The sequence below is a fragment of the Sphingomonas faeni genome (assembly GCF_024273235.1).
Classification (GTDB): domain Bacteria; phylum Pseudomonadota; class Alphaproteobacteria; order Sphingomonadales; family Sphingomonadaceae; genus Sphingomonas; species Sphingomonas faeni_A.
In genome coordinates this window covers 133,738-155,396 of sequence record NZ_JANBVH010000005.1, presented here as the reverse complement: position 1 = coordinate 155,396, position 21,659 = coordinate 133,738, and the positions used below count along the sequence as shown (strand labels likewise).

Annotated in this window: 17 protein-coding genes and 2 tRNA genes; 7 read left to right on the top strand and 12 right to left on the bottom strand. The window is 66.5% G+C overall.

Annotated features, from left to right (window positions below):
* Positions 1 to 112: 112 nt before the first annotated feature.
* Both NLI89_RS04240 and ettA read right to left on the bottom strand, forming a co-directional pair.
* The gene (locus NLI89_RS04240; RefSeq protein ID WP_254685878.1) at positions 113 to 1,312 is read right to left on the bottom strand and encodes a sensor histidine kinase; all 1,200 of its coding nucleotides are present in this window, start codon (positions 1,310 to 1,312) and stop codon (positions 113 to 115) included.
* 5 nt (positions 1,313 to 1,317) lie between these two features.
* Positions 1,318 to 2,997: an energy-dependent translational throttle protein EttA gene (ettA, locus tag NLI89_RS04235; RefSeq protein ID WP_055880597.1), complete on the bottom strand. Its 1,680-nt coding sequence runs from the start codon at positions 2,995 to 2,997 to the stop codon at positions 1,318 to 1,320.
* Positions 2,998 to 3,100: 103 nt separating this feature from the next.
* Between ettA and NLI89_RS04230 the strand changes: the two genes are divergently transcribed.
* From NLI89_RS04230 to NLI89_RS04220, 3 genes are all read left to right on the top strand, one after another.
* Positions 3,101 to 4,504: a M20/M25/M40 family metallo-hydrolase gene (locus NLI89_RS04230; RefSeq protein WP_254685877.1), complete on the top strand. Its 1,404-nt coding sequence runs from the start codon at positions 3,101 to 3,103 to the stop codon at positions 4,502 to 4,504.
* Between the two features lie 154 nt (positions 4,505 to 4,658).
* A complete protein-coding gene (locus tag NLI89_RS04225; protein ID WP_031393308.1) occupies positions 4,659 to 4,925 on the top strand; it encodes a hypothetical protein in 267 nt (88 codons plus the stop codon).
* A 135-nt stretch (positions 4,926 to 5,060) separates the two neighbouring features.
* Positions 5,061 to 5,136, top strand: a tRNA-Ile gene (locus tag NLI89_RS04220).
* A gap of 13 nt (positions 5,137 to 5,149) precedes the next feature.
* Here the strand turns inward: NLI89_RS04220 and NLI89_RS04215 are convergent.
* The 6 genes from NLI89_RS04215 to NLI89_RS04190 all read right to left on the bottom strand — a co-directional run bounded on the left by NLI89_RS04215 (position 5,150) and on the right by NLI89_RS04190 (position 13,523).
* The gene (locus tag NLI89_RS04215) at positions 5,150 to 6,295 is read right to left on the bottom strand and encodes a CaiB/BaiF CoA transferase family protein (RefSeq protein WP_254685876.1); all 1,146 of its coding nucleotides are present in this window, start codon (positions 6,293 to 6,295) and stop codon (positions 5,150 to 5,152) included.
* 113 nt (positions 6,296 to 6,408) lie between these two features.
* Positions 6,409 to 8,184: a DUF885 domain-containing protein gene (locus NLI89_RS04210; RefSeq protein WP_254685875.1), complete on the bottom strand. Its 1,776-nt coding sequence runs from the start codon at positions 8,182 to 8,184 to the stop codon at positions 6,409 to 6,411.
* Positions 8,185 to 8,201: 17 nt separating this feature from the next.
* Positions 8,202 to 10,322 (bottom strand): prolyl oligopeptidase family serine peptidase, encoded by a 2,121-nt coding sequence (locus tag NLI89_RS04205; protein WP_254685874.1) that lies wholly within the window; start codon positions 10,320 to 10,322, stop codon positions 8,202 to 8,204.
* A gap of 79 nt (positions 10,323 to 10,401) precedes the next feature.
* Positions 10,402 to 11,388 carry a DUF2891 domain-containing protein gene (locus NLI89_RS04200; protein ID WP_254685873.1) on the bottom strand — a complete coding sequence of 329 codons (987 nt, stop codon included), beginning with the start codon at positions 11,386 to 11,388 and terminating at the stop codon, positions 10,402 to 10,404.
* A 30-nt stretch (positions 11,389 to 11,418) separates the two neighbouring features.
* Positions 11,419 to 11,850, bottom strand: coding sequence for a YybH family protein (locus NLI89_RS04195; protein WP_254685872.1), 432 nt, complete (start codon positions 11,848 to 11,850; stop codon positions 11,419 to 11,421).
* The gene (locus NLI89_RS04190; RefSeq protein ID WP_368077237.1) at positions 11,850 to 13,523 is read right to left on the bottom strand and encodes a putative bifunctional diguanylate cyclase/phosphodiesterase; all 1,674 of its coding nucleotides are present in this window, start codon (positions 13,521 to 13,523) and stop codon (positions 11,850 to 11,852) included. The genes NLI89_RS04195 and NLI89_RS04190 overlap by 1 nt, the downstream gene beginning before the upstream one ends.
* A 124-nt stretch (positions 13,524 to 13,647) precedes the next feature.
* Between NLI89_RS04190 and moaA the strand changes: the two genes are divergently transcribed.
* The 4 genes from moaA to NLI89_RS04170 all read left to right on the top strand — a co-directional run bounded on the left by moaA (position 13,648) and on the right by NLI89_RS04170 (position 16,518).
* The gene (gene moaA / locus NLI89_RS04185) at positions 13,648 to 14,676 is read left to right on the top strand and encodes a GTP 3',8-cyclase MoaA (protein WP_254685871.1); all 1,029 of its coding nucleotides are present in this window, start codon (positions 13,648 to 13,650) and stop codon (positions 14,674 to 14,676) included.
* Positions 14,673 to 15,452 (top strand): NAD kinase, encoded by a 780-nt coding sequence (locus NLI89_RS04180; RefSeq protein ID WP_254685870.1) that lies wholly within the window; start codon positions 14,673 to 14,675, stop codon positions 15,450 to 15,452. The genes moaA and NLI89_RS04180 overlap by 4 nt, the downstream gene beginning before the upstream one ends.
* A gap of 88 nt (positions 15,453 to 15,540) precedes the next feature.
* A tRNA-Asn gene (locus NLI89_RS04175) sits at positions 15,541 to 15,615 on the top strand.
* Between the two features lie 651 nt (positions 15,616 to 16,266).
* Positions 16,267 to 16,518, top strand: a complete 252-nt coding sequence (locus NLI89_RS04170) for a hypothetical protein (RefSeq protein WP_254685869.1) — start codon at positions 16,267 to 16,269, stop codon at positions 16,516 to 16,518.
* A 74-nt stretch (positions 16,519 to 16,592) separates the two neighbouring features.
* On the opposite strand, the gene NLI89_RS04165 is transcribed toward NLI89_RS04170, so the two are convergent.
* The 4 genes from NLI89_RS04165 to NLI89_RS04150 all read right to left on the bottom strand — a co-directional run bounded on the left by NLI89_RS04165 (position 16,593) and on the right by NLI89_RS04150 (position 21,658).
* The gene (locus tag NLI89_RS04165) at positions 16,593 to 18,929 is read right to left on the bottom strand and encodes a xanthine dehydrogenase family protein molybdopterin-binding subunit (protein ID WP_254685868.1); all 2,337 of its coding nucleotides are present in this window, start codon (positions 18,927 to 18,929) and stop codon (positions 16,593 to 16,595) included.
* The gene (locus NLI89_RS04160) at positions 18,926 to 19,912 is read right to left on the bottom strand and encodes an FAD binding domain-containing protein (RefSeq protein WP_254685867.1); all 987 of its coding nucleotides are present in this window, start codon (positions 19,910 to 19,912) and stop codon (positions 18,926 to 18,928) included. Before NLI89_RS04160 ends, NLI89_RS04165 begins: the two co-directional genes overlap by 4 nt.
* Complete coding sequence (locus NLI89_RS04155; protein ID WP_254685866.1) at positions 19,909 to 20,430, bottom strand: 2Fe-2S iron-sulfur cluster-binding protein; 522 nt, start codon at positions 20,428 to 20,430, stop codon at positions 19,909 to 19,911. Before NLI89_RS04155 ends, NLI89_RS04160 begins: the two co-directional genes overlap by 4 nt.
* Positions 20,431 to 20,596: 166 nt before the next feature.
* Entirely contained in the window at positions 20,597 to 21,658 is a 1,062-nt protein-coding gene (locus NLI89_RS04150; RefSeq protein ID WP_254685865.1) for a glycosyl hydrolase family 8, read from the bottom strand.
* Position 21,659 lies beyond the last annotated feature (1 nt).

Here is a 21,659-nt window from a genome sequence, read left to right as displayed (position 1 = left end):
GCAGGAGCCCAGGATACCAACCGAAACGCTCCTGACCCTGGACTCCTGCGTTCGCAGGAGAACCATAAAGTCCGTTATCCTGACGAAGGGTCGTCAGGATAACGGAGTGTCGTCAGGATGACGAGGCTTCCTCGATCCTTGGATCGGGTACCTCCAGCGTCGCGCAGGTCCCGACCGCGGCATTCTCGATCGTCACCGTCCCGCGGAGCTGGCGCGCGAGGCTGCCGATCATCCGCATCCCGAGGCTCTTGCGTGACGCGGCCTTGAGGTCGAAGTCCGCCGGCAATCCACCGCCTTCGTCGGACACCGTTAACACGATCCGCCCATCCGCGCTCCGGACCGTGACCAAAATCACGCCGCCATCGTCGCCATAGGCATATTTGATCGCGTTGGTGACGAGTTCCGTGACCAGCAACCCGACCGGGATCGCGACGTCCGCGCTGATCAGGATCGGTTCGATATCGCAGTCGATCCGGTGGTTGAGAGACTGCTCGCCCAGCCCCGTCGCGATCCCGCAGACCAGATCGTTCAGCGCGACGATGCCGACCTGATCGCCACGCCAGAGCTGGTCGTGGGTCTGCGCGATCGCCGTGATCCGCGCCTGCGCATCGCCGAGCAGCCGCCGGATCCGCGGATCGTCGTCCTCCTGCATCTGCAGGTTGAGCATCGCCGACACGAGCGCGAGACTGTTCTTCACCCGGTGGCTGGCCTCGCGCGTGAGCAACTCCTGATGCTCCATCGCCTCGCTCAGCCGCTGCTCGGCCTGTTGCCGCTCGATCGCCACGCCGATGAGGTTGGCGAACCCCTGCATGAACGCGAAGTCGGCGGGCTCGAACTGGCCTTCGTCGGGGCTGTCGACCTCGAGCACGCCGAAGCGCTTGCCCGACGTCTCGACCAGCACGTTGATCGCGCGGCGGATATTGTGCCGCGCCATGAATTCGGGCGTCCGAAACCGCTGCTCGTTGCCGAGATGGTTCGAGATCACCGGCTCGCCCGTCTCCAGTGCGAACCCCGCGGGCGAGCCGAGATCGGTCCGCATCTCGGTCGACCCGACCACCCCCGGCTCCCAGCCGATCCCCGCGCGCACCAGCAGGCTGTTCTGCTCAGGGCGATATTCCAGGAACTTGCAGTATTTGGAGCGCATCCCCTCGCCGCACAGCTCGGTCGCGCGTTGCAGCATGGGATCCAGGTCCCGCGCGCGCAGCGCCTCGATCCCGAAATCGGCCAGGATCGACTGCTGGCGAAGACGATATTCGAGTTCGCCGGCAGCGGGGGCGTCGGTGCCGCCCGGGGGGTGTTCGACGACCGGCATCGTCCTCAGCGGGTCAGCTTCTTGTACGCAAGGCGCGTGGGCCGATCGGCGGCATCACCCATGCGGCGGCGCTTGTCCTCCTCGTACGACGCGTAGTTGCCCTCGAACCACTCGACGTGGCTGTCGCCCTCGAACGCGAGGATGTGCGTCGCGAGGCGATCGAGGAAGAAACGGTCATGGCTGATGACGACGGCGCAGCCGGCGAAGGTTTCAAGTGCCTCCTCAAGTGCGCGGAGAGTCTCGACGTCGAGATCGTTGGTCGGCTCGTCGAGCAGGAGGACGTTGCCACCCTCCTTGAGCATCTTGGCCATGTGCACGCGGTTGCGCTCACCGCCCGACAGCTGGCCGACCTTCTTCTGCTGGTCCGGCCCGCGGAAGTTGAACGCGCCGACATAGGCGCGCGTGCCCATCTCCTGCTTGCCGAAGCGGAATATTTCCAACTCGTCGGAGATTTCCTGCCAGACGTTCTTGTTCGGATCGAGATCGTCGCGGCTCTGGTCGACGTAACCGAGCTTGACGGTCGAGCCGACCTCGATCGTGCCTTCGTCGGGCGTTTCCTGGCCGGTGATGAGCTTGAACAAGGTCGACTTGCCCGCGCCGTTCGGCCCGATCACGCCGACGATGCCGCCCGGCGGCAACGTGAAGTCGAGCCCGTCGAACAACAGCTTGTCGCCATACGACTTGGTCAGGCCCTTCGCCTCGATCACCTTGCCGCCGAGACGCGCGGGCAGCTGGATCAGGATCGCGGCCTTGCCGGCGACGCGGTTCTCCTGCTTCTCCATCAGCTCGTCGAACGCGCGGATACGCGCCTTCGACTTGGTCTGGCGCGCCTTCGGGGTCTGGCGCATCCACGCCAGCTCGTCGGCGATCGCCTTCTGCTTGCCGGCCTCTTCGCGCTCTTCCTGGCTGAGGCGCTGCGCCTTCTTCTCCAGATAGCCCGAATAGTTGCTCTCATAGGTGTAGTAGCGCCCGCGATCGAGCTCGAGCACCCAGTTGACGACGTTGTCGAGGAAGTAGCGGTCATGCGTCACGAGGATGACGTTGCCGGTATATTCCTTGAGATAATTCTCCAGCCACGACACGCTTTCGGCGTCGAGATGGTTGGTCGGCTCATCGAGCAGCAGGATCTGCGGCTTTTCCAGCAGCAGCTTGCACAGCGCCACGCGACGCTTCTCGCCGCCCGACAGGTTCACCACCGACGCATCGCCCGGCGGACAACGCAGCGCTTCCATCGCCTGTTCGAGCTGGCTATCGAGCGCCCAGCCGTCGACCGCGTCGATCTTGGCCTGAAGCTCGCCCATCTCCTCCATCAGCGCGTCGAAGTCGGTGTCGTCCTGCGGATCGCCCATCTCGGCCGAGATCGCGTTGAACCGGTCGACCAGATCCGCGACCGGACGCACGCCGTCCTTGACGTTGCCCATGACGTCCTTGGTCGGATCGAGCTGAGGCTCCTGCGCCAGATAACCGACGTTGACGCCTTCCGCGGCCCAGGCCTCGCCGGTGAAATCGGGATCCATGCCGGCCATGATCTTCATCAGGGTCGACTTGCCCGAGCCGTTCGGGCCGATGATCGCGATCTTCGCCGACGGAATGAACTGCAAGTGTATGTTGTTGAGAACGGGCTTGTTGGCACCGGGGAAGGTCTTCGACAGACCCTTCATGACGTAGGTATACTGGACGGCCATGTGGGTGCCGAGCTCCGTTCTGAATAAGGGCGGGATTTGACGTGCGCAGATAGCGATGCGGCGAGCCGTTGGCAAACGGGGAGCGCCGACATACGCTGCCCCGATGATGAAACGCACCCTGCTCGCGGCGCTGGCCGCCTCCGCCCTCACCTCTCCCCTGATGGCGCAGCGTACCGCCGCCCCGCCGACCGCGGCCGATGCGAAGGTCGCGGCACTCCGCGACAAGGCGCTGACCGACGATACCGCGTACAAGATCGTCGAGGGGATCACGACCGAGGTCGGCCCGCGCATGACCGGCACCGAAGCGGCACCGCGCGCGCGCGCCTGGTCGGTCGCCAAGCTGAAGGCGATCGGGTTCAAGAACGTGCGGATCGAGACCTACCAGCTGCCGGTCTGGTCGCGCGGGACGGAGAGCGGGGAACTGGTCGCGCCCTATGCGCAGAAGCTGCATCTGGTCGGCCTCGGCAATTCGGGCGCGACTCCGCCGGGCGGGCTGACCCTGCCGATCGTGTATTTCCCCACATACAATGACCTGGCGCTCGCCGCCGACGGCAGCCTCAAGGGCAAGATCGCCTTCGTCTCGAATTCGATGCAGCCGACCCAGGACGGGTCGAGCTATGGATCGCAGGGCACCGCGCGCTTCGTCGGGCCGAACGTCGCCGCCAGGAAGGGCGCCGCGGCGATCGTGATCCGGTCGATCGGCACCGATCACGGCCGCGGGCCGCACGCGGGCAACACCAATTTCGAGGCGGGTGTGACGCCGATCCCCGCGGCGGCGCTGTCGGTCGCGGACGCCGAGCATGTCGAGCGACTGGTGAAGCTCGGCAAGCCGGTGACGCTGAAGCTGGTGCTCGAAGACAAGCAGGCCGGGATGCAGGAATCGGGCAACGTCGTCGCCGAGGTTCCGGGCACCGACCCCAAGGCCGGCATCGTGCTGGTCGGTGGCCATCTCGACAGCTGGGATCTTGGTACCGGCGCGATCGATGACGGCGCGGGCATCGCGATCACCGCGGCGGCCGCCAAGCTCGTCATGGACAGCGGCCAGCGCCCGCGTCGCACGATCCGCGTCGTCTGGTTCGGCGACGAGGAGAGCGGCGGCTTCGGCGGAGCTGCCTACGCCAAGGCGCACGCCGGCGAGCGCCACGCCACCGCCGCCGAATCGGATTTCGGCGCCGACCGCGTCTGGCGGTTCGAAAGCAGCCTGCCTGCCGCTGCCAAGCCCATCGAGGACCGCCTCGCCGTCGCGCTCGCCCCGCTCGGGATCATCCGCGGTGCCGATACGCCGCACGGCGGCACCGACGTCGGCCCGGTGATTGCGACGGGGGTCGCCGGGATCGACCTCAACCAGTCGGGTCTGCGCTACTTCGACTACCACCACACGCCCGAGGATACGCTGGATCTGATCGACCCCGAGCAGCTTCGCCAGAACGTCGCGGCGTGGACCGCGATGATCGCTACGGTCGCCAATGCGCCCGAGGAAATCGGTCCGATCGTGCCCCATAAGTGACGAGTTGCAGCAACCGAAACGTCATCGTTCTGCCGCAAACCTTGCGGACAGATGAATTTAGCGGATTGACCGGCCGCCGGGGTCCGCTATTTGACGTGACTTCGCGACGGCAATCGGGTCGGCCGCGAGTGAAACTATGCTTGGGAGCATTCGAATGAAGAAGATCGTTCTGATCGCTGCTGCCGCCGGCCTGATGTCCGTCGCAGCCTGCAGCAAGTCGCCAGAAGCCGCCGCCGTTGAGAACAACGCGGACATGCTGGCTGACAACATGGAAATGCAGGCTGACAACATGGACGCCATGGCGGACAACACCTCGAACGCAGTCGCTACCGACGTGCTCGAGAACGCTGCCGACAACATGAACGCAGCTGCCGACAACGTCCGTGACGCTGCCGACGAGAAGACCGACAACATGAACTAAAATCTGTCGGGCGTTTCTACGCTCGATTGGATTTAGTGTCGGAAAGGGCGTTCCTTCGGGAGCGCCCTTTTTCTTTGCCCTTTTGCTTTGCGCCCTTTTGCCCGCTGATCGCTTGCGCTAACGCAGGCGCCGGTGGGGCCTGTAGCTCAACGGTTAGAGCTGGCCGCTCATAACGGCTAGGTTGCGGGTTCGATTCCTGCCGGGCCCACCAACCGTCCTCATGATCACGCGACGATCCCGTCGCCCTTGAGCGCGATGATCTTGTCCGCGGTGTAGCCAAGGCCATCGAGCAGCGCATCCGTATCGGTATGCCCGTCGGCCATGCGTGGTGCGGCGGTCGGCGTGGCGGAATAGCGTGGCGCGGGCATCGGCTGGACGACGCCCCCCGCCTCCGTGAACGTGCCGCGCGCGACATTGTGCGGATGCGCGGGCGCCTCGGCCAGCGACAGCACCGGCGCGAAACACGCATCGGCATGTTCGAGAATCGCGCACCATTCGTCGCGGGTCCGGCTGGCGAATACCGCCGCCAGCCTGTCCTTGAGCGCTGGCCAGCATCGCGGATCCATCTGCCGGTCGAACTCCGCATCCGCCGCCAGCCCCGCCTTCTCGCGCAACACGGCGTAGAATTGCGGCTCGATCGCGCCGATCGACACGTATTTCCCGTCGGCGCAGGCATAGGTGTCGTAGAAATGCGCGCCGCTATCGAGCAGGTTCACGCCGCGCTCGTCGCGCCACAGGCCCTGCCCGTGAAAGCTCCAGATCATGCTCATCAGCAGCGCGGCACCATCGGTCATCGCGCAGTCAATCACCTGCCCCCGCCCAGTCGTCCGCGCGTGGAGCAAGGCGCTGACCATGCCGAATGCGAGCATCATCGCACCGCCGCCGAAATCGCCGACCATGTTGATCGGCGGCGTCGGCTTCTCTCCTGCGCGCCCGAACGCGTGCAGGGCGCCGGCCAGCGCGATATAATTGATGTCGTGGCCCGCCGCCTGCGCATACGGCCCGTCCTGCCCCCAGCCGGTCATCCGGCCATAGACGAGCCGCGGGGTGGTCTCGAGCAGCACGTCCGGCCCGAGCCCCAGTCGTTCGGTCACGCCCGGCCGGAACCCCTCGACGAAGCCATCCGCCGACGCGACCAGATCGCGGACGACCCCGATCCCCGCGGCGGACTTGAGATCGACCGCGATCGTCTTGCGCGATCGCAGCAGGATGTCCTTGGCGGGATCGCCGCCCGGCCCGCCCTTTTTCGCGCCCGGCCGTTCGATCCGGATGATCTCGGCCCCGTGATCGGCGAGCATCATGCAGGCGAACGGCGCGGGCCCGATCCCGGCAAGCTCGACGATCCGGATTCCTGCAAGCGGGCCGGTCAACGCCGCAACCCTGAACAGCGCCCACGAAATCCTGCGGCCATGACACCCCTCCGATGGCTTCTTTTATCGGAGCAGGGTCACAGCATTCTCAGACCCGGTCAAGCGACCGGCGCTTACCCGATCGGCAGGTCGAACAGCAGTTCGCGGACGTAGCGGACCGGGGGCGAACCATGCGCGAGCAGCGCGTCGTTGTAGCGCTTCAGGTCGAACTTCGCGCCCTCACGCTTCTTCGCCTCGTCCCGCAGCGCCATGTGCTCCGAATAGCCGGTGAAATAGCTCAGCAACTGGGTCGAGCCGAGCGACGCGCGGACCCATTTGCCGGCCGCCTCGCGCTCCTGCTGGAACGCGGTGTGCGTCATCAGCTGCATCGCCTGCTCGCGCGTCATGCCCTCGGTATGAATGCCGATGTCGAGCAGCGAATTGGAGATCGAGCGGAGCCGCATTTTCAGCACGGTCAGCTTGAACAACGGATCGCCGTTCAGATAGCCCTCGTCCGCCATCATCGCCTCGGCATAGACCGCCCAGCCCTCGATGAACGGTCCCGAGCCGAGCACCGCGCGCAGCGTCGACTGCGTCGCATTGGCGTGCGCGAGCTGGAGGAAATGCCCCGGCATCGCCTCGTGCACCGCAAGATCGTGGATCATGTAGTCGTTATATTCGCTCAGGAACGACGTCGCCTGCGCCTCGGTCCAGTCGTCGGGGATCGGCGAAACGGCGAAGAACGTGCCGAGGTTCTTCTCCAGCGGACCCGGCGAATCGCAATAGGCGACGGCCACGCCCTGCTGGAATTTGGGCATCGTGATGATCTTCACCGGGCCATCGGGCATCCCGACAAGCCGTTTGTCGCGGACGAAGGCAGTCGCCTGCGCCAGCGCCTTGGTCGAGGCGTCGATCATGCCATCGCGCGCCGGGCGCTTGGCGTAGGTGAGTTCGAGCGCGGCCTGGATCGCGGCCTGCTGCTGCGCATCGGACGGCTTGTCGGGGAGCAGCAGCGCGCCGGGCTTGGCGCCGAATATCTGCCGCGCGATCGCATACATCTGCGCGCGCGTATCGACGATCGCGGCCTGCGCGCGACGCTTGATCTCGGTCCGGGTGAGGTCGGATTGCAGCGCGAAACCGAGTTTCTTGTCGTACAGCGCCGCGCCGAGGCGGAAGTCGCCCTTCGCGCCCGGCACCAGCGTCTTGTCGAGCCAGACCTGATGCTCGGCCACCGCTGCCTTCAGTTTGACGAGCGCCGCGTCGAACCGCTTGGCGTCCGCTGCCGACAATTCGCTCTTGTGCGGCGCGAGCATGCTCTCGGCGATGTCGACGATGCCGCTGTTCTGCTTCGCCACCGTCGTCGCGTAGATCGACGGCACGCGCGCGACCACGATGTTCGCGCGCGCCTGCGCCAGCAACGCAGGCAACGCTTCCATCCGCGCGGTCGCGGCATTCAGCCGCTGCGGCCACGGCGCGAAATCGCGGGCGGCGAGCGAGTAGAGCGAGCTGCCAGCGATGTCGTTATAGACCTGTGGATCCCACGCCCAGCCGCCAAGCGTCTCCGCATCCCAGATGTCGTAGCGCAACGCATTGTCGAGCAACGCCGCATCGACCTGCTCCTCGCGCGACAAAGATTTCCGATCTATCCGCTGGAGATCCGCCAGCATCGCCTTGGAGAACGCCTCGCGCTTGGCACGGCCCGCGGCCGACATATCCGTGACCTGCGCGTCGAACCGATGATCGCCGAGCCCGGTCGCCGACGACGGGTTCAGCCGCGCGAGGCCATCGACATAGCGCTTCGACAGCGACGCGAACGTCGCGTTCTCCGCAGCGTGCACGGCTGAGGTCGGGATCGAGGAAACAGGCAGCGCCAGGATCGCGGCGCCGAGGAGCAGACGGAAGTTACGCATGGTCTAATTCCTGACGATCAGCGCTGTGGAGCGGTGCCGAGTTGGGTGTTGAGATAGACGGTGACGAGCGCCGCACGCTTGGCATCCTCGATCTTGTCGGCGCCGGCCGCGTGGCCGCCTTCGGGGTTCTCATAGTAGAAGAACGGGTCGCCATAGTCCTCCAGGCGCGCGGCGAATTTTCGTGCGTGGCCGGGGTGGACGCGGTCGTCCTCGGTCGAGGTGTAAATGAACGGCACCGGGTATTTCACGCCCCGCTTCAGGTTCTGGTAGGGCGAATATTGCGAGATGAACGCCCAGTCGGCCGGCTTGTCCGGGTCGCCATATTCGCCGATCCACGACGCGCCCGCCGACAGATGCGAGTAACGCTGCATGTCGAGCAGCGGCGATCCCATCACGATCGCACCGTACAGGTCCGGCCGCTGCTCCATCGCGACGCCGACCAGCAGACCGCCGTTCGACCGCCCCGACACCGCGATCTTCCGTTTCGCGCTGACACCGGTGCGGACCAGATCGTCGCCGACCGCGTGGAGATCGTCATACGCCTTTTGCCGGTTCTCGCGCAGCGGCATCTGGTGCCAGCGTGGCCCGTATTCGCCGCCACCACGGATGTTGGCGAGCACGAACGCATTGCCCTCCTCGACCCAAAACAGCCCGGCTGGGCCCGAGCGATAGGGCTGGTCGACGAGATAGGTCGGCGTCTGTGCGTTCCGGAACCCGCCATAGGCGTGGACCAGTGCCGGTACGGGCCCGCTCGTGCCCTTTTTCCGCACAAGGAAATACGGAATCTTCGTCCCGTCCTTCGACGTCGCGAACCGCTGCTCGACCTGCATTTTGGAGGCGTCGAACCGGGCCGGCAGCGTATCGACCGCGACCGGCTTCGTGGCCGGTCGGATCGCATAGAGCGCGGGCGGGCTGAGGAAGCTCTCGACCGTCGCGAAAGCGAGGTCATCCTTCCCCGCGGTCGCATCCAAGTGGATCGTCGAAGCGGTCGGCAAAGCCGCGACCATTTGGGTCCAGACCCCATCCGCACCGCGCGTGAGCGACACGAGCCGGCCCGAGACGTCGTCGAGCATCTTCACCCACAGCACCGACTTGCTCGAATCGACCTGTTCCACCGCCTGCGTCGCGGTCGGCATCAGCACCCGCTCGATCGTCGGCGCGCGGCCAGCCACCACGTCGGCGATGCTATAGGCGACCACCGCCCCCGCCGGCACGCCACGCCAGTCGGACGCCAGCGTCGCGATCAGCCGGCCGTCCAGCACGGTGTTGATCACCGCATCGTCGGGCAGCGGCGTCGGCACCAGCTGCCCGTCATCGCCCAGATGGCTGCGCTTCGAATGAAAGAAATCGACGTTGCGCGACACCAGCGCATAGCGCCGGTCGCCCTCGGTGAAGACGTTGCTCTCGATCCCGACATCGTCCTGCGTCGCGCTCGTCACGATCTTTGCCGACGAGAGCGGCGTGCCCCGCTGCCAGCGCTTCACGATCCGCGGATAGCCCGACTTGGTGAGACTGTCGGGGCCGAAATCGGTCGCGACGTACAGCGCGTCCGGTCCAGCCCAGTTGAGGTCGGTCTTGAAGCTCGGCACGACGAAGCCGTCCGCGACGAACTTGCCCGAGGGGATGTCGAACTCACGCTCCTCGACCGCGTCGCCGCCGCCGTTCGACAGCGCCACCATGCAGCGATCATAGGACGGCGAGCGACAGGTCGCGCCCTTCCACACCCAGCTCTTGCCCTCGGCCTTGCCGAGCGCATCGACGTCGATCAGCGTCCGCCATGCCGGCTTGCCGCTGCTGAACGACGCCAGCGACGCGACCCGCCACAGGCCGCGCACGCTCGTCTTGTCCTGCCACAGGTTCAGCACCTGATCGCCGATGACCTGATCGGGGTTGGCGATCTGGCGGTCGGCCTGCAACAGGTCCAGCGCACGCTGGCGATACCGCGCGTAACCCGGCTTCGCCTCAAGCGCGGCGAGCGAGCGCGTATTCCACCGCTTCACCGTATCGAGCGCACGCGCGCCATGGATATCCTCGAGATATGCGTTCGGGTCAGCCACCGGCGCCGGGGCGGGCGTCTGTGCCAGTGCGGTCGTGGAAAGGGCCAGCAGGGCCAGGAACGGCAGGCGTTGGTGCATCATCACTCTTTCTTCGTTCGATGATGCGACCTTAGGCAGCGCGGTCCGCTCTGCTAACCCCTTCTCTCGGGCCAATCGGCGATCAGGCGGCTTCCAGCGCCAGCAGCGCGAACGTCGCCAGCCAATGCTCGCCCATGTAATCGTCGGCGAGGTGCGGCAACGCTTCGGCAAGGTGCGCGTCGGCGATCGCATGTGCCGCCGCAGGCACAGGCAAGGCTTCCGCGATCGTCCGCCAGCACCACGCCCGCGACAGGTTCAGCCCGTCGAGATGCGCGAGCCGCCCGTCGGAACGATCGCTGACGACCGCAGGCGCGCGCAGACACGCCGTCGCCGCACCGAACGGATCGGGCAGGAACGCCGCCAGCCAGGCAGGGAAGTCGGTGCCGAGAACGTCCTTCATCAACGCCGCCTCGCACAGCGTCGCCGACAGGAAATCCTCGCCGCTCGGCTCGAACGGCCGGCAGTCGCGATCGTCGCCATACCAAATTCGCGCCCGCGCCTCGATCAGCGTCGCCAGCGCGGGATCGTGCGCCCTCGCCCAGCGCAACGCGTGGACCAGCGCAAACGCGGTACAGTCATGCTTGCCGCTACGCACCGGGTAGATCAGCTTCGGCAGATACGCCGCGAACCGGGCTGCGAACGCCCGCGCCAACGGCTCGACCGCCGCCGCCCAGGGTCGATCGGGCCGCAATGCCAGTTCGTCATGCAGCGCGAGCAGCCAGCGCCAGCCATAAGGCCGCTCGAATCCGCCGGTGCCTGGTCGATCGAGATAGGCGACCTCACCTGCGATCAGCCCGGGCACGAGCATCCGGTCCGCCAATGCCTCGACCGCGGCGGCTTCGGCCATATCGGGGAACAGTCGCGCGAGTCGCATCACCTGCCACCATCCATGCACGCAACTGTGCCAGTCGAAACTGCCGTGAAACACAGGATGCAGCGTCTTGGGCAGCGCCAGGTCGCCGGGCCCGTCCAGTACCTGATCGAGCTTGTACGGCCATTCGCGGGTCAGATGCCCCAGGGTCAGCGCGGCGAACCGCGCCGCGGTCGTGCGGTCGAGCGTATCGTTCATTCCGTCATCCTGTATCGGTGCAGTCGGGGTTCAGCTGCTGTGATCGGCGATGATCTGCCACCCCGTCCCGCGCCGTTCGAAGACCAGCGTCGTCATCCCGCTTTCCACGGTCGACGGCCCGGTCAGCGTCCAGCGCGCGAACAGCATCGCGTGACGCGGATCGATCCCGCGCAGCTCGAGGAATGCGAACGTCAGCGCGCCGCGGGCATTGCCGACGCCGCGAAAGCTCGGCCGGTATTTGGCGGCGATCGCCGCCTTGCCGCGCAACAGCCCCTTCGGCGTCACGAATACCGCATCGTCGGCATAGACCGCCATGAACCGTGCGAGATCGCCCGCATTCCAGGCGGCCGCGCTCGCCTCCATCGCCTGCCGGATCGCGGTTTCGGCGGGAACCTGCGCGGGTGCCGCGGCGGCGGGAGCAGCGGCAATCATCACTGCAATCGGCACTATGAAGCGTCGCATCATTCTCTTCCCATCAGCTCGAGCAACGCTACCTCGCCTACCGCTTCGGAAAGCAGGAACCCCTGGTACAGGCTGCACCCAGCCGCCGCGAGCAGTTCCAGCTGCGACGGTGTCTCCACCCCCTCGGCGATCACCGCGAGGCCGAGCGAGCGTGCCATCGTGATCGCGCCGGCCACCACCACCCGGTCGCGCGCGTTGCCGTCGATGTCACGCACCAGGGACTTGTCGATCTTGACGTAATCGAGCGGCAGCGACTTGAGATAGGCGAGGCTGGAATAGCCCGTGCCGAAATCGTCGATCGCCACGCGACATCCCGCGCCGCGCAACTCCGCCAGCAAGGCCGACGCCGCCGCGAGGTCCTCGATCAGCCCCGTCTCGGTGATCTCGACGGTCAGCCTGCCTCGTGGAAAACCACTCTCGTCGATCCGCGCGAGGAACAGCGCGGCGAACCCCGGCCGGGTGATATCCGCCGCGGTCAGGTTCAGCGACACCCGCAAGGTTCCGAGCGCCTCCGGCCACGCCACCGCGCGTGCCAGCACCAGCCGCTGGATATGATCCGACAGCGCGATGCCCAGGTCCGCGCGGTCGGCGGCATCGAACAACGCATCCGCACCGAGCGGCCCGAGCGTCGGGTGGCTCCACCGCGCCAAGGCCTCGACCCCGGTGATCTTGCCGCTCGCGATCTCGACCTGGGGTTGCCAGCGCAGATCGATCTCGTCGCGTTCGATCGCGTGGTGCAGGTCGATCGCCAGCGCATCGATCGGCGCGACGCCATCGGGCAACGCCACGTGCAGCACCGATCCGTCGCTTGCCTTCGCCTCCGCCAGCGCCTCGCTCGCGCGGCGCAGCAAGGCCGCGGCATCGTCGCCGGGCTGGAGTTGTGCCACCCCGAACCGGCATCCCAGCACAGCGCGCGTATCCGCCACCGCGAACGGCCGCGCCAGTGCGGCATCCAGCGCAGTGATCGCCGCCGTCACCGCCGCACCGGACGCTTCGAGCACGAGCACGAATTCCGAACCACCGAGCCGCGCTACCATCGTCTCGACGCCGATCGCCTCGCGCGCGACCGTTTCGGCGCGCAGCACCACGGCCTCGATCAGTCCGTCGACCGCCGGACGGCCGTGCGCGGCGTTGACGATATCAAGCCGCGAGAGCGCGACCAGCACCACCGCGACCGGGAGATCCGCGGCGATCCGCCCGACGATCCAGCGACGCGCATCGCCGGTCTCACGGTCGTACAGCGATGCGCCCGGTATGCCGCGGCGATCGACCGCGCCGCCCGAAGACCGGGCCGCATGGCGTCCGGCGAACCGCAACGCCTGTACCAGTTCGTTATCGCTCGCGGGGCTGGCGAGGAACTGCGTCGCGCCCGCGTCGAAGAACTCGCCGATCGCCTCGACATCGCCGCGCGACACCATCACCAGCAAGGCAGCGCCATTGGTCGCGACCAGCCCTCCCAGCGCGCGCGTCGCGGACAGCCCGTCGTCGAGCGCGCCGCGCGCGTCGATCAGGGCGACCGGTGCGCCGCTCGACAGAAAGCGGTTCTGGATCGCATCGGCATCCTTGAACACCACCGCCTGCCAGCCGGCACCAGCGCCGGCACTGGCCAAAACCTCGGCGATTTCATCGCGTTGACGGAACGATACTGCAAACAGTGTCGTTGCGGTCTGCATGTCTTCCATATCCGTCGCACCCCGCTCCATCGGTGCGAGCCTAGCCGCCGCTTCGACGCGCGCCAATCCATTACCAGCCGATCCGGCCTTGTTACCGGGACAGCCACGTCTTAGCTCTGATGCAATGACGCTCGTGCCAGCCCTCAAGCAGAAGCCGCTGCAGGATACCCACGGCCGCACGATCAAGTATCTGCGGATTTCGGTGACGGATCGGTGCGACCTGCGGTGCCGATATTGCATGGCGGAACAGATGACGTTCCTGCCGCGCAGCAAACTGCTGAGCCTAGAAGAAATCGCGATCATCGCCGAGCGCTTCATCGCGCGCGGCGTCACGAAGATCCGGCTATCGGGTGGCGAACCGCTGGTACGGCGTGACGTCGCCGAACTCGTGCAGCGCCTCGGCCACAACATCGGCGCCAATGGACAAGGGGGGGGCCTCGAAGAACTGACGATGACCACCAACGGCACGCGCCTCGCGCAGCATGCCGAGGCGATGGTCGATGCGGGGATCCGCCGCGTCAACGTCAGCATGGACAGCCGCGATCCCGAGCGCTTCCGCTACATCACCCGCCACGGCGATGTCGCGCAGGTCATCGGCGGCATCTACGCAGCCCGTGATGCCGGTCTGGCGATCAAGATCAACATGGTCGCGCTGAAGGGCTTCAACGAGGACGAGATCGCACCGATGCTCGCCTGGTGTCGCGACGAGGGCTTCGACCTGTCGCTGATCGAGACGATGCCGCTCGGCGCGATCGACGAGGACCGCACCGACCGTTTCCTGCCGCTCACCAAAGTGTTCGACGAACTCGGCCAGCAGTTCGCGCTCGCACGCGACGCCCACAAGACTGGCGGCCCGGCGCGCTACTGGAACGTCGACGGGACGCGTACCCGTCTCGGGCTGATCTCGCCGCTGACCGCGAACTTCTGCGACGGATGCAACCGCGTTCGCCTGACCACCGAAGGCAAGCTCTACATGTGCCTCGGGCATGACGACCAGGTCGACCTGAAGGCGGCGCTGCGCGAAGGCGGTACCGCCGGGCTCGACGAAGCGATCGACGCCGGCCTGTTCGCCAAGCCGAAGGCGCACGACTTCCGCATCGGCCAGGGCGAAGGCCCCGCCGTGGCACGTCACATGAGCGTCACCGGCGGATGAGCCGGTACGAGCGGCGGGCGCTCGTTGCGTCCAACACCCCGCCCGCTCGTGCGGCAGAGGCTCAGCTCGCCGACATGGGCGAGTGGGTGTCGGTCGAGCAGGCTGACGTCATCATCGCGCTCGGCGGCGATGGGTTCATGCTGCAGACCCTCCACGCCATGCTGGAACGCCGCAAGCCGCCCGTTCCCGTGTTCGGGATGAACCTCGGCACGGTCGGCTTCCTGATGAACGAATGGCGCCATCACGGCCTGGGCGACCGCCTGGAGCGCGCGAAACCGTTCAAGGTCGTCCCGCTCAGCATGACCGCGCTCGGCGTCGACGGGCGCACCCACACGCTGCCCGCGATCAACGAAGTGTCGTTCCTGCGCGAGACCCGTCAGACCGCGAACCTCGAAGTGACGGTGAACGACCGCATCGTCCTGCCCGAGCTTGCCTGCGACGGTATCCTCGTCGCGACGCCCGCCGGCTCGACCGCCTACAACCTGTCGGCCCATGGCCCGATCTTGCCGCTCGGCTCGGGCATGATCGCGCTGACACCCATCAGCCCGTTTCGCCCGCGGCGCTGGCGCGGTGCGATCCTGCCCGACAAGGCACGGATCGGTATCCGCGTAATCGATCCCGGCAAGCGCCCCGTCTCAGCGGTCGCAGATCAGCGCGAGATCCGCGATGTCGCACAGGTCGACATCTGCATGGACCGGGCACGCGAACTGACGCTGCTGTTCGATCCCGAGCACGCGCTCGACGACCGCATCACGATGGAGCAGTTCGTCTCCTGACCGCAGTTTATCGCGGACTTTGCATTTTTGCGGCGAAACCTGCTTGCATCGTCCGACTGGCCGTTTATAGAGCCGCCTCCGGCAACGTTCCCTGATAGCTCAGCGGTAGAGCTCTCGACTGTTAATCGAGTGGCCGTAGGTTCGAATCCTACTCAGGGAGCCATTTTCCTCGCTTGCGAGGACGCCGAAGAAGACCTGCTGGTCTGCACCAATCTTATAGCATTTCTCCGAGTGAACCGGGTTTGAACGGCTTGGGCGCACACCGCCTCCGACTAGATTTCGTCTCGTCCAAAACCGCCCTGCCCGTTCAGAACCGAATTGATCGTCCATGATCGGGACTCCGGCGTCCGACGAATGTCTTTAAAAGGTCCGATGCGGCTGTTACTATGGTCTCTCGTTGGGGGACGAGAACAATGGGACTGCTTTGTTCACTGATCGGGCATCGACGGCGCGGCGACAAGATTTGGCATGACGCGGTCGATTGGCGGTCGTCGTGCAGCAGATGTCGCGCGCCCTTGCTTCGCGACCATAGCCTGAACCGTTGGCGCGCCTTGACCGCCGAAGACGAATCCATCCACCGTAAAGCTCGTCACGAAGCGTGACGTCGCCGACGCCCGATTCCGTAGCGGCACCAATCCCGTAGCGACGGCCGGGGCCCAAGGCGTTGGACTTCAAGCACTTTTCGTACGCATAGTGGCGAGCAGCAAACGCCCAGCCCCCTAAGTCGGTCCATTTTCGATATTTCTGAACAATTTGTCATGTTCAGTCGTTTGTGCGGATGCGACGAGTTTGCGTTGCATCCATGGAGACGTTTATGATCATCAAATCTTTGGCGATGGCTTCGGCCGGCCTGGCGCTGGTCGCAGCACCTGTCGCAGCCAGCGCAGCCCCGGCGAGCACGGCCAACCTGTCGGTTGCCCAGGCATCGCGCGCCGGTACCCCGACCGTGAAGAAGGACAAGCTCGCCGGCGGTGGCTTTATCGTGGTCGCACTGGCAGCCGTCGCAGTCGCAGGTGGTCTCTACCTCGCGATCGACGGTGGCGACGACGATTCGGACAGCAACTGATCGTCCGGGCCGGTGCTTACGCATCGGCCCAAACGTGGCCGCATGCGGCCGTCGGGATAGTATAACCCGCCCTCTCAAATCATCACCTTGTCCAACGTGATCGGCAGGTCGCGCACCCGCTTCCCCGTTGCGTTGTAGATCGCATTCGCCACCGCCGCCGCGACGCCAGTGATGCCGATCTCACCCACGCCGTGCGCGCCCATCGGAGTGTGCGGGTCGGCGATATCGGTCCAGATCACGTCGATCTCGGGTACGTCGAGGTGCACGGGCACATGATATTCGGCAAGGCTCGGGTTCATGATGCGGCCGTTGCGCTCGTCGAACTGCGTCTCCTCCATCAATGCCATGCCGAGACCCATGACGATCCCGCCGCGGAACTGGCTGCGCGCGGTCTTCGGGTTGAGAATGCGGCCGCAATCGAACGCGCCCAGAAAGCGGCTGACGCGAGTCTCGCCGGTGACCGCGTTGACCCGCACCTCGCAGAACAGCGCGCTGTGCGAATGCATCGACCAGTGCATCAGTTCGAGCGGCTGCGACGCCTCTTCGCTGACCACCACGCTCTCACGCTGCGCCCGCTCCAGGATCGAGACGTAGCTCTCGCGCCGGGTCGGATCGTCGAGCTTGGCAAGCCCGCCATCCTCGCTGCCGACCTCGTCCGGCGCCAGACCGGCAAGCCGCGAGTCGTTGCCTGCCAGCTTCAGCAATTCGGCAACCAGCGCATGATGCGCGGCGATCACCGCCGCGCCGATCGCCGCGGTCTGCTGCGATCCGCCGGCCAGGATCGTGCCCGGGATGATGGAGTCGCCATAGCCTACCGACACGCGGTCGAGCGGCAACCCAAGCCGATCGGCGGCGACCATAGCGGTCGTCGTCGAGGTTCCCATCCCCATCTCATGTGCGGCGATCTCGACAAGGGCATGCCCGTCCCGACGCAGCGTGATCCGCGCGGCGGCGCCCGGCATACGGTAATAGGGATAGGTGCCCGTCGCGCAGCCCATGCCGATCAGCCACTCGCCTTCGCGACGCGTACCCGGCTCGGCGCTCCGCTCGTCCCAACCGAACCGCGCCGCGCCGCTGCGCCACGCCTCGACGATATGACGGGACGAGAATGGCAGGCCCGACGTCGGATCCTTGTCCGGCTCGTTACGGATGCGCAGCGCGATCGGATCCATGTCGAGCTCGACCGCCAGCTCGTCGATCGCCGATTCCAGCGCGAACGTGCCGACGGACTCGCCGGGCGCGCGCATGAAGGTGTTGGCGAGCATGTTCATCTTGACCGTCTCGACCGACAGCTTGAAGCTGTCCGCCGCATAGCCGCCGCGCGTGCCGAGGATGAACGGCTCGGGCATGTTGTTGTGCGGGGTCATCGCGGCGATGCCGGTGTGGACCAACGCCTTGAAGCGGCCGTCCGCATCCGCGCCGATGGCGACCCGCTGTTCGGTCAGCGTGCGCCCACCGACGACCCGGTACACGCCCTCGCGCGTCAGCGTGATCCGGACCGGTCGCCCGGCGAGTTTGGCCGCAGCAGCACCGAGGATCTGGTGATCCCAAAGGCATTTGCCACCGAACCCGCCGCCGACGAACGGCGAGGTGACGCGCACCTGTTCCGCCTTCAGGTCGAACACGTCGGCGATCGTCTGCGCCTCTGCGGTCACGAGTTGTGTCGCGTCGTGGACGATCAACTCGTCGCCGACCCACGCGATCGTCGCGGCATGCGGCTCGATCGCGTTGTGGTTATGCCGGGGCGTGCGATAGACGTGATCGACCTTGTGCGGCGCCGCCGCCAGCATCGCGTCCGCGTCGCCGATCTCGTTCAGCAGCGGCTGGCCCATGAAAAGGCCCGGTTGGGGTCCTTCCGCCTTCGCCGCAGCGAGCGAGGTCGTGGACGGCTCGGCTGCATAGGTCGCAACGATCAGCGACTTGGCATGATCGGCGTGCTCCTGCGTCTCGGCGAGCACGACCGCGATCGGCTGGCCGTTCCAGTGTACGCGGTCGTCCTGCATGATCGGGAGGTCCGCAGGCCCCGCCGCGGTCGGCGACGAGCCGAACACTGCCGGCGTGTTCATCCGTGGCGCGTTCAGGTGCGTCATCACCAGCACGACGCCCGGCGCAGCCTCGGCCGCCGCGGTATCGATCGCCGCGATCCGCCCGCGCGGAATCGTGGCGTAGGCGAGCGCGGCGTAGACCATGCCCTCCAGCGGAAACTCCGCCGCGAACGGCGCTGCTCCGCGCACCTTGAGCGGACCGTCGAGCCGCGACACCGAGGTGCCGATCAAACCGTGCTGCTGGCGGATCAACGGATCGGGCACGCCGCCCGGAATCCAACTATCGGGGGCGAGCGGCACGAGCTTGCTCATTGCGCCCTGGACCAGGCCCTGCGCGGTTTCCTTGAGCGTATCGACGATGCTCATGCTGCTGCTCCGGAAAGGTCGCCAAGGACGGCGACGAGGGTGCGCTTGGTCAGTTCGATCTTGAAGCCGTTGTCGCGCAGCGGCTGGGCGTCCGCCATCTCGGCGACGGCAGCGGCGCGGAACGCCTGTTCGGTCGCGGGACCGCCCCGCAAAACCGCCTCCGCCTTGGACGCGCGCCAAGGCTTGTGCGCGACCCCGCCGAGCGCGATCCGCACGTCCTTGACGACGCCGCCCTCGATCTCAAGCGCGGCTGCTATCGAGACCAGCGCGAAGGCGTAGCTCGCTCGGTCGCGCACCTTGCGATAAGTCGAGTTGGCCGCGAAATTCATCGGCGGCAGTTCGATCGCGGTGACCAGCTCGCCCGGCTCAAGCACGGTGTCGAACTCGGGATGATCGCCCGGCAGGCGATGAAGCTCGGTGAACGGCAGCGTCCGCGCCCCGCCCCGTCCGTGTAGGTGTACGATCGCATCAAGCGCGGCGAGCGCTACGCACATGTCCGAGGGATGCGTCGCCACGCACGCCGACGACGCGCCGAGAATGGCGTGTCCCCGCGTGAAGCCCTCGATCGCGTCGCAGCCGGATCCCGGTGCGCGCTTGTTGCAGCGCGATCCATCGGTGTCGTAGAAATAGGTGCACCGCGTCCGCTGGAGCAGGTTGCCGCCGACCGTCGCCATGTTGCGGATCTGCGCCGACGCCCCTGCGAGGATCGCGCGCGACAAGACCGGATAGCGCGTCCGCACCGCCAGATGCTCGGCCAGAGCGGTGTTGCGCACCGCCGCGCCGATCATCAGCCCGCCGCCCTCGGTTTCCTCGATCTCGCTGGACAGCCCGGTCACGTCGATGAGAGCGCTTGGCTTAGCGACCGTCTCGCGTATCAGGTCGACGAGGTTGGTGCCGCCGCCGAGATACGCCGCCGCGCTCGCCTGCCCGAGCCGCAGGGCATCGGCCGCGTCTTCGGCCCGCGCGTAGGTGAAGGGGGTCATGCCGCCATCTCCGCCGTGTCGATCTCGGATTTCAGGGTTTCACGGATCGCGTCGATGATCCCGTTATGCGCGCCGCAACGGCACAGATTGCCGCTCATCCGCTCCTGCAGTTCCTCGCGGGTCAGCGTCACGTCGGCGGTGAGATCGGCACTGACATGGCTCGGCACCCCGCGCTTGGCCTCCGCCGCCATGCCGATCGCCGAACAGATCTGGCCGGGCGTGCAATAGCCGCACTGGAACCCGTCATGATCGATGAACGCCTGCTGCAACGGGTGCAGCGCATCGCCGTCGGCCAGCCCCTCGATCGTGGTCACCTGGCGCCCGTCATACTGCACCGCGAGCGCAAGGCAGGACACGATACGCTCGCCATCGACCAAGACCGTGCACGCGCCGCATGCGCCTTGGTTACAGCCCTTCTTGGTGCCCGAGAGATGCAGACCTTGGCGTAAGAGATCGAGCAGCGACACGCGGGGATCGTCGGGCAGCGCTACTGCTAACCCGTTGATGAGTATCGACATCGCCATCTCCTGCTGATCGTGCAGTAGCCCGTGGATCGCTCGGCACGTATTTCAGTACCGAGCGGTATAGTCACGTGACACAGGGTCTGCCAAGCAGATCTTCACAGGCTCTAACAGATCGACGAGCTGCCTTGTAATCGCGGGCCGGCGCGCCGAACACAGCGGTTCAGAACATGCTCGCCAGGCACTGCAGCGCCGCGGCATAATAGTCTGTCGCCAGCGTGACAGGGCGCTTCGTCCCGAGGGTTCGCCCGACGACCGCCTGCCCCCCGGCCGAGAGCGGATATTCCGCTGTCTGGCCGGACACCACGTCAATCCACGCCGGGATCTGCGCCGATGGCATCGTCTGCCACCATGTCCGGATCGGTTCGACCAGCGCGCTCCGACCGCTGACGCTGGCGTAGAGTGGGACACGGATCGCGTCGAAGCCGAACCGTGGCGGCTTGTCGGCGGCCGGCGACACTGCCCCGGTGTTCGATATATCGATCCAGTCGGCAGGCAAGCGGTGTGCGCCGAACCTTGCCGCAGCCAGCAGGGCCTCGCCGTCCGCGATCACGCGGCGCCATGTCGCCGCATCGCCGGTCGTGGCGAACAGGTCCAACGCGGGCCACACGTAATAGCACGGGTTGACGGTGGTCCTTCCCGGCGCGGAGAACCCTTCCAGACCGGGCAACAGCAGCATCCGCCCCCCGACCGCGCGCGTCAGGCGCGACGCGATGGCGGCGGCGATCGCCCGCGAGCGTGCCGCATAACGCGGTTGCTTCCACCGGTCGGCCGCCTTGGCGAGTGCGTACGCGATCAACAGGTCGCCGTCGGTCGCGTTGTTGCGATCGGCGACCGGATCGGGCTTCGCCGGATCGTAGCGCCAGGAATAGAGCGCCATGTCGGGCCGGGCGAGATTGGTCTCGGTCCAGCGATAGACCCGCTCGAACCCGTCGCGATCCCCCGCCGCGACCGCCATCGCCAGCGCATAGCTCTGGCCTTCGCTGTGGCTGATACCGCCATTCCCGTTGTCGACGATCCGCCCGCTCTGATCCATGAAGCGCGTCTTGAACGTCGCCCAGTTCACGCCGCCCGGCGTCTGGCCGCCGATACCGTTCGGATCGGGGCGGTGGCTGGCCCTGGCGATGCCGTGGCTGGCACCATTCGCCTGATCCGGCGCGCTATCGGTCGGCCCCTGTGCCTTGCTGCATCCGGCGACGGCCAATCCGCCCAAGCCGGCAATCACG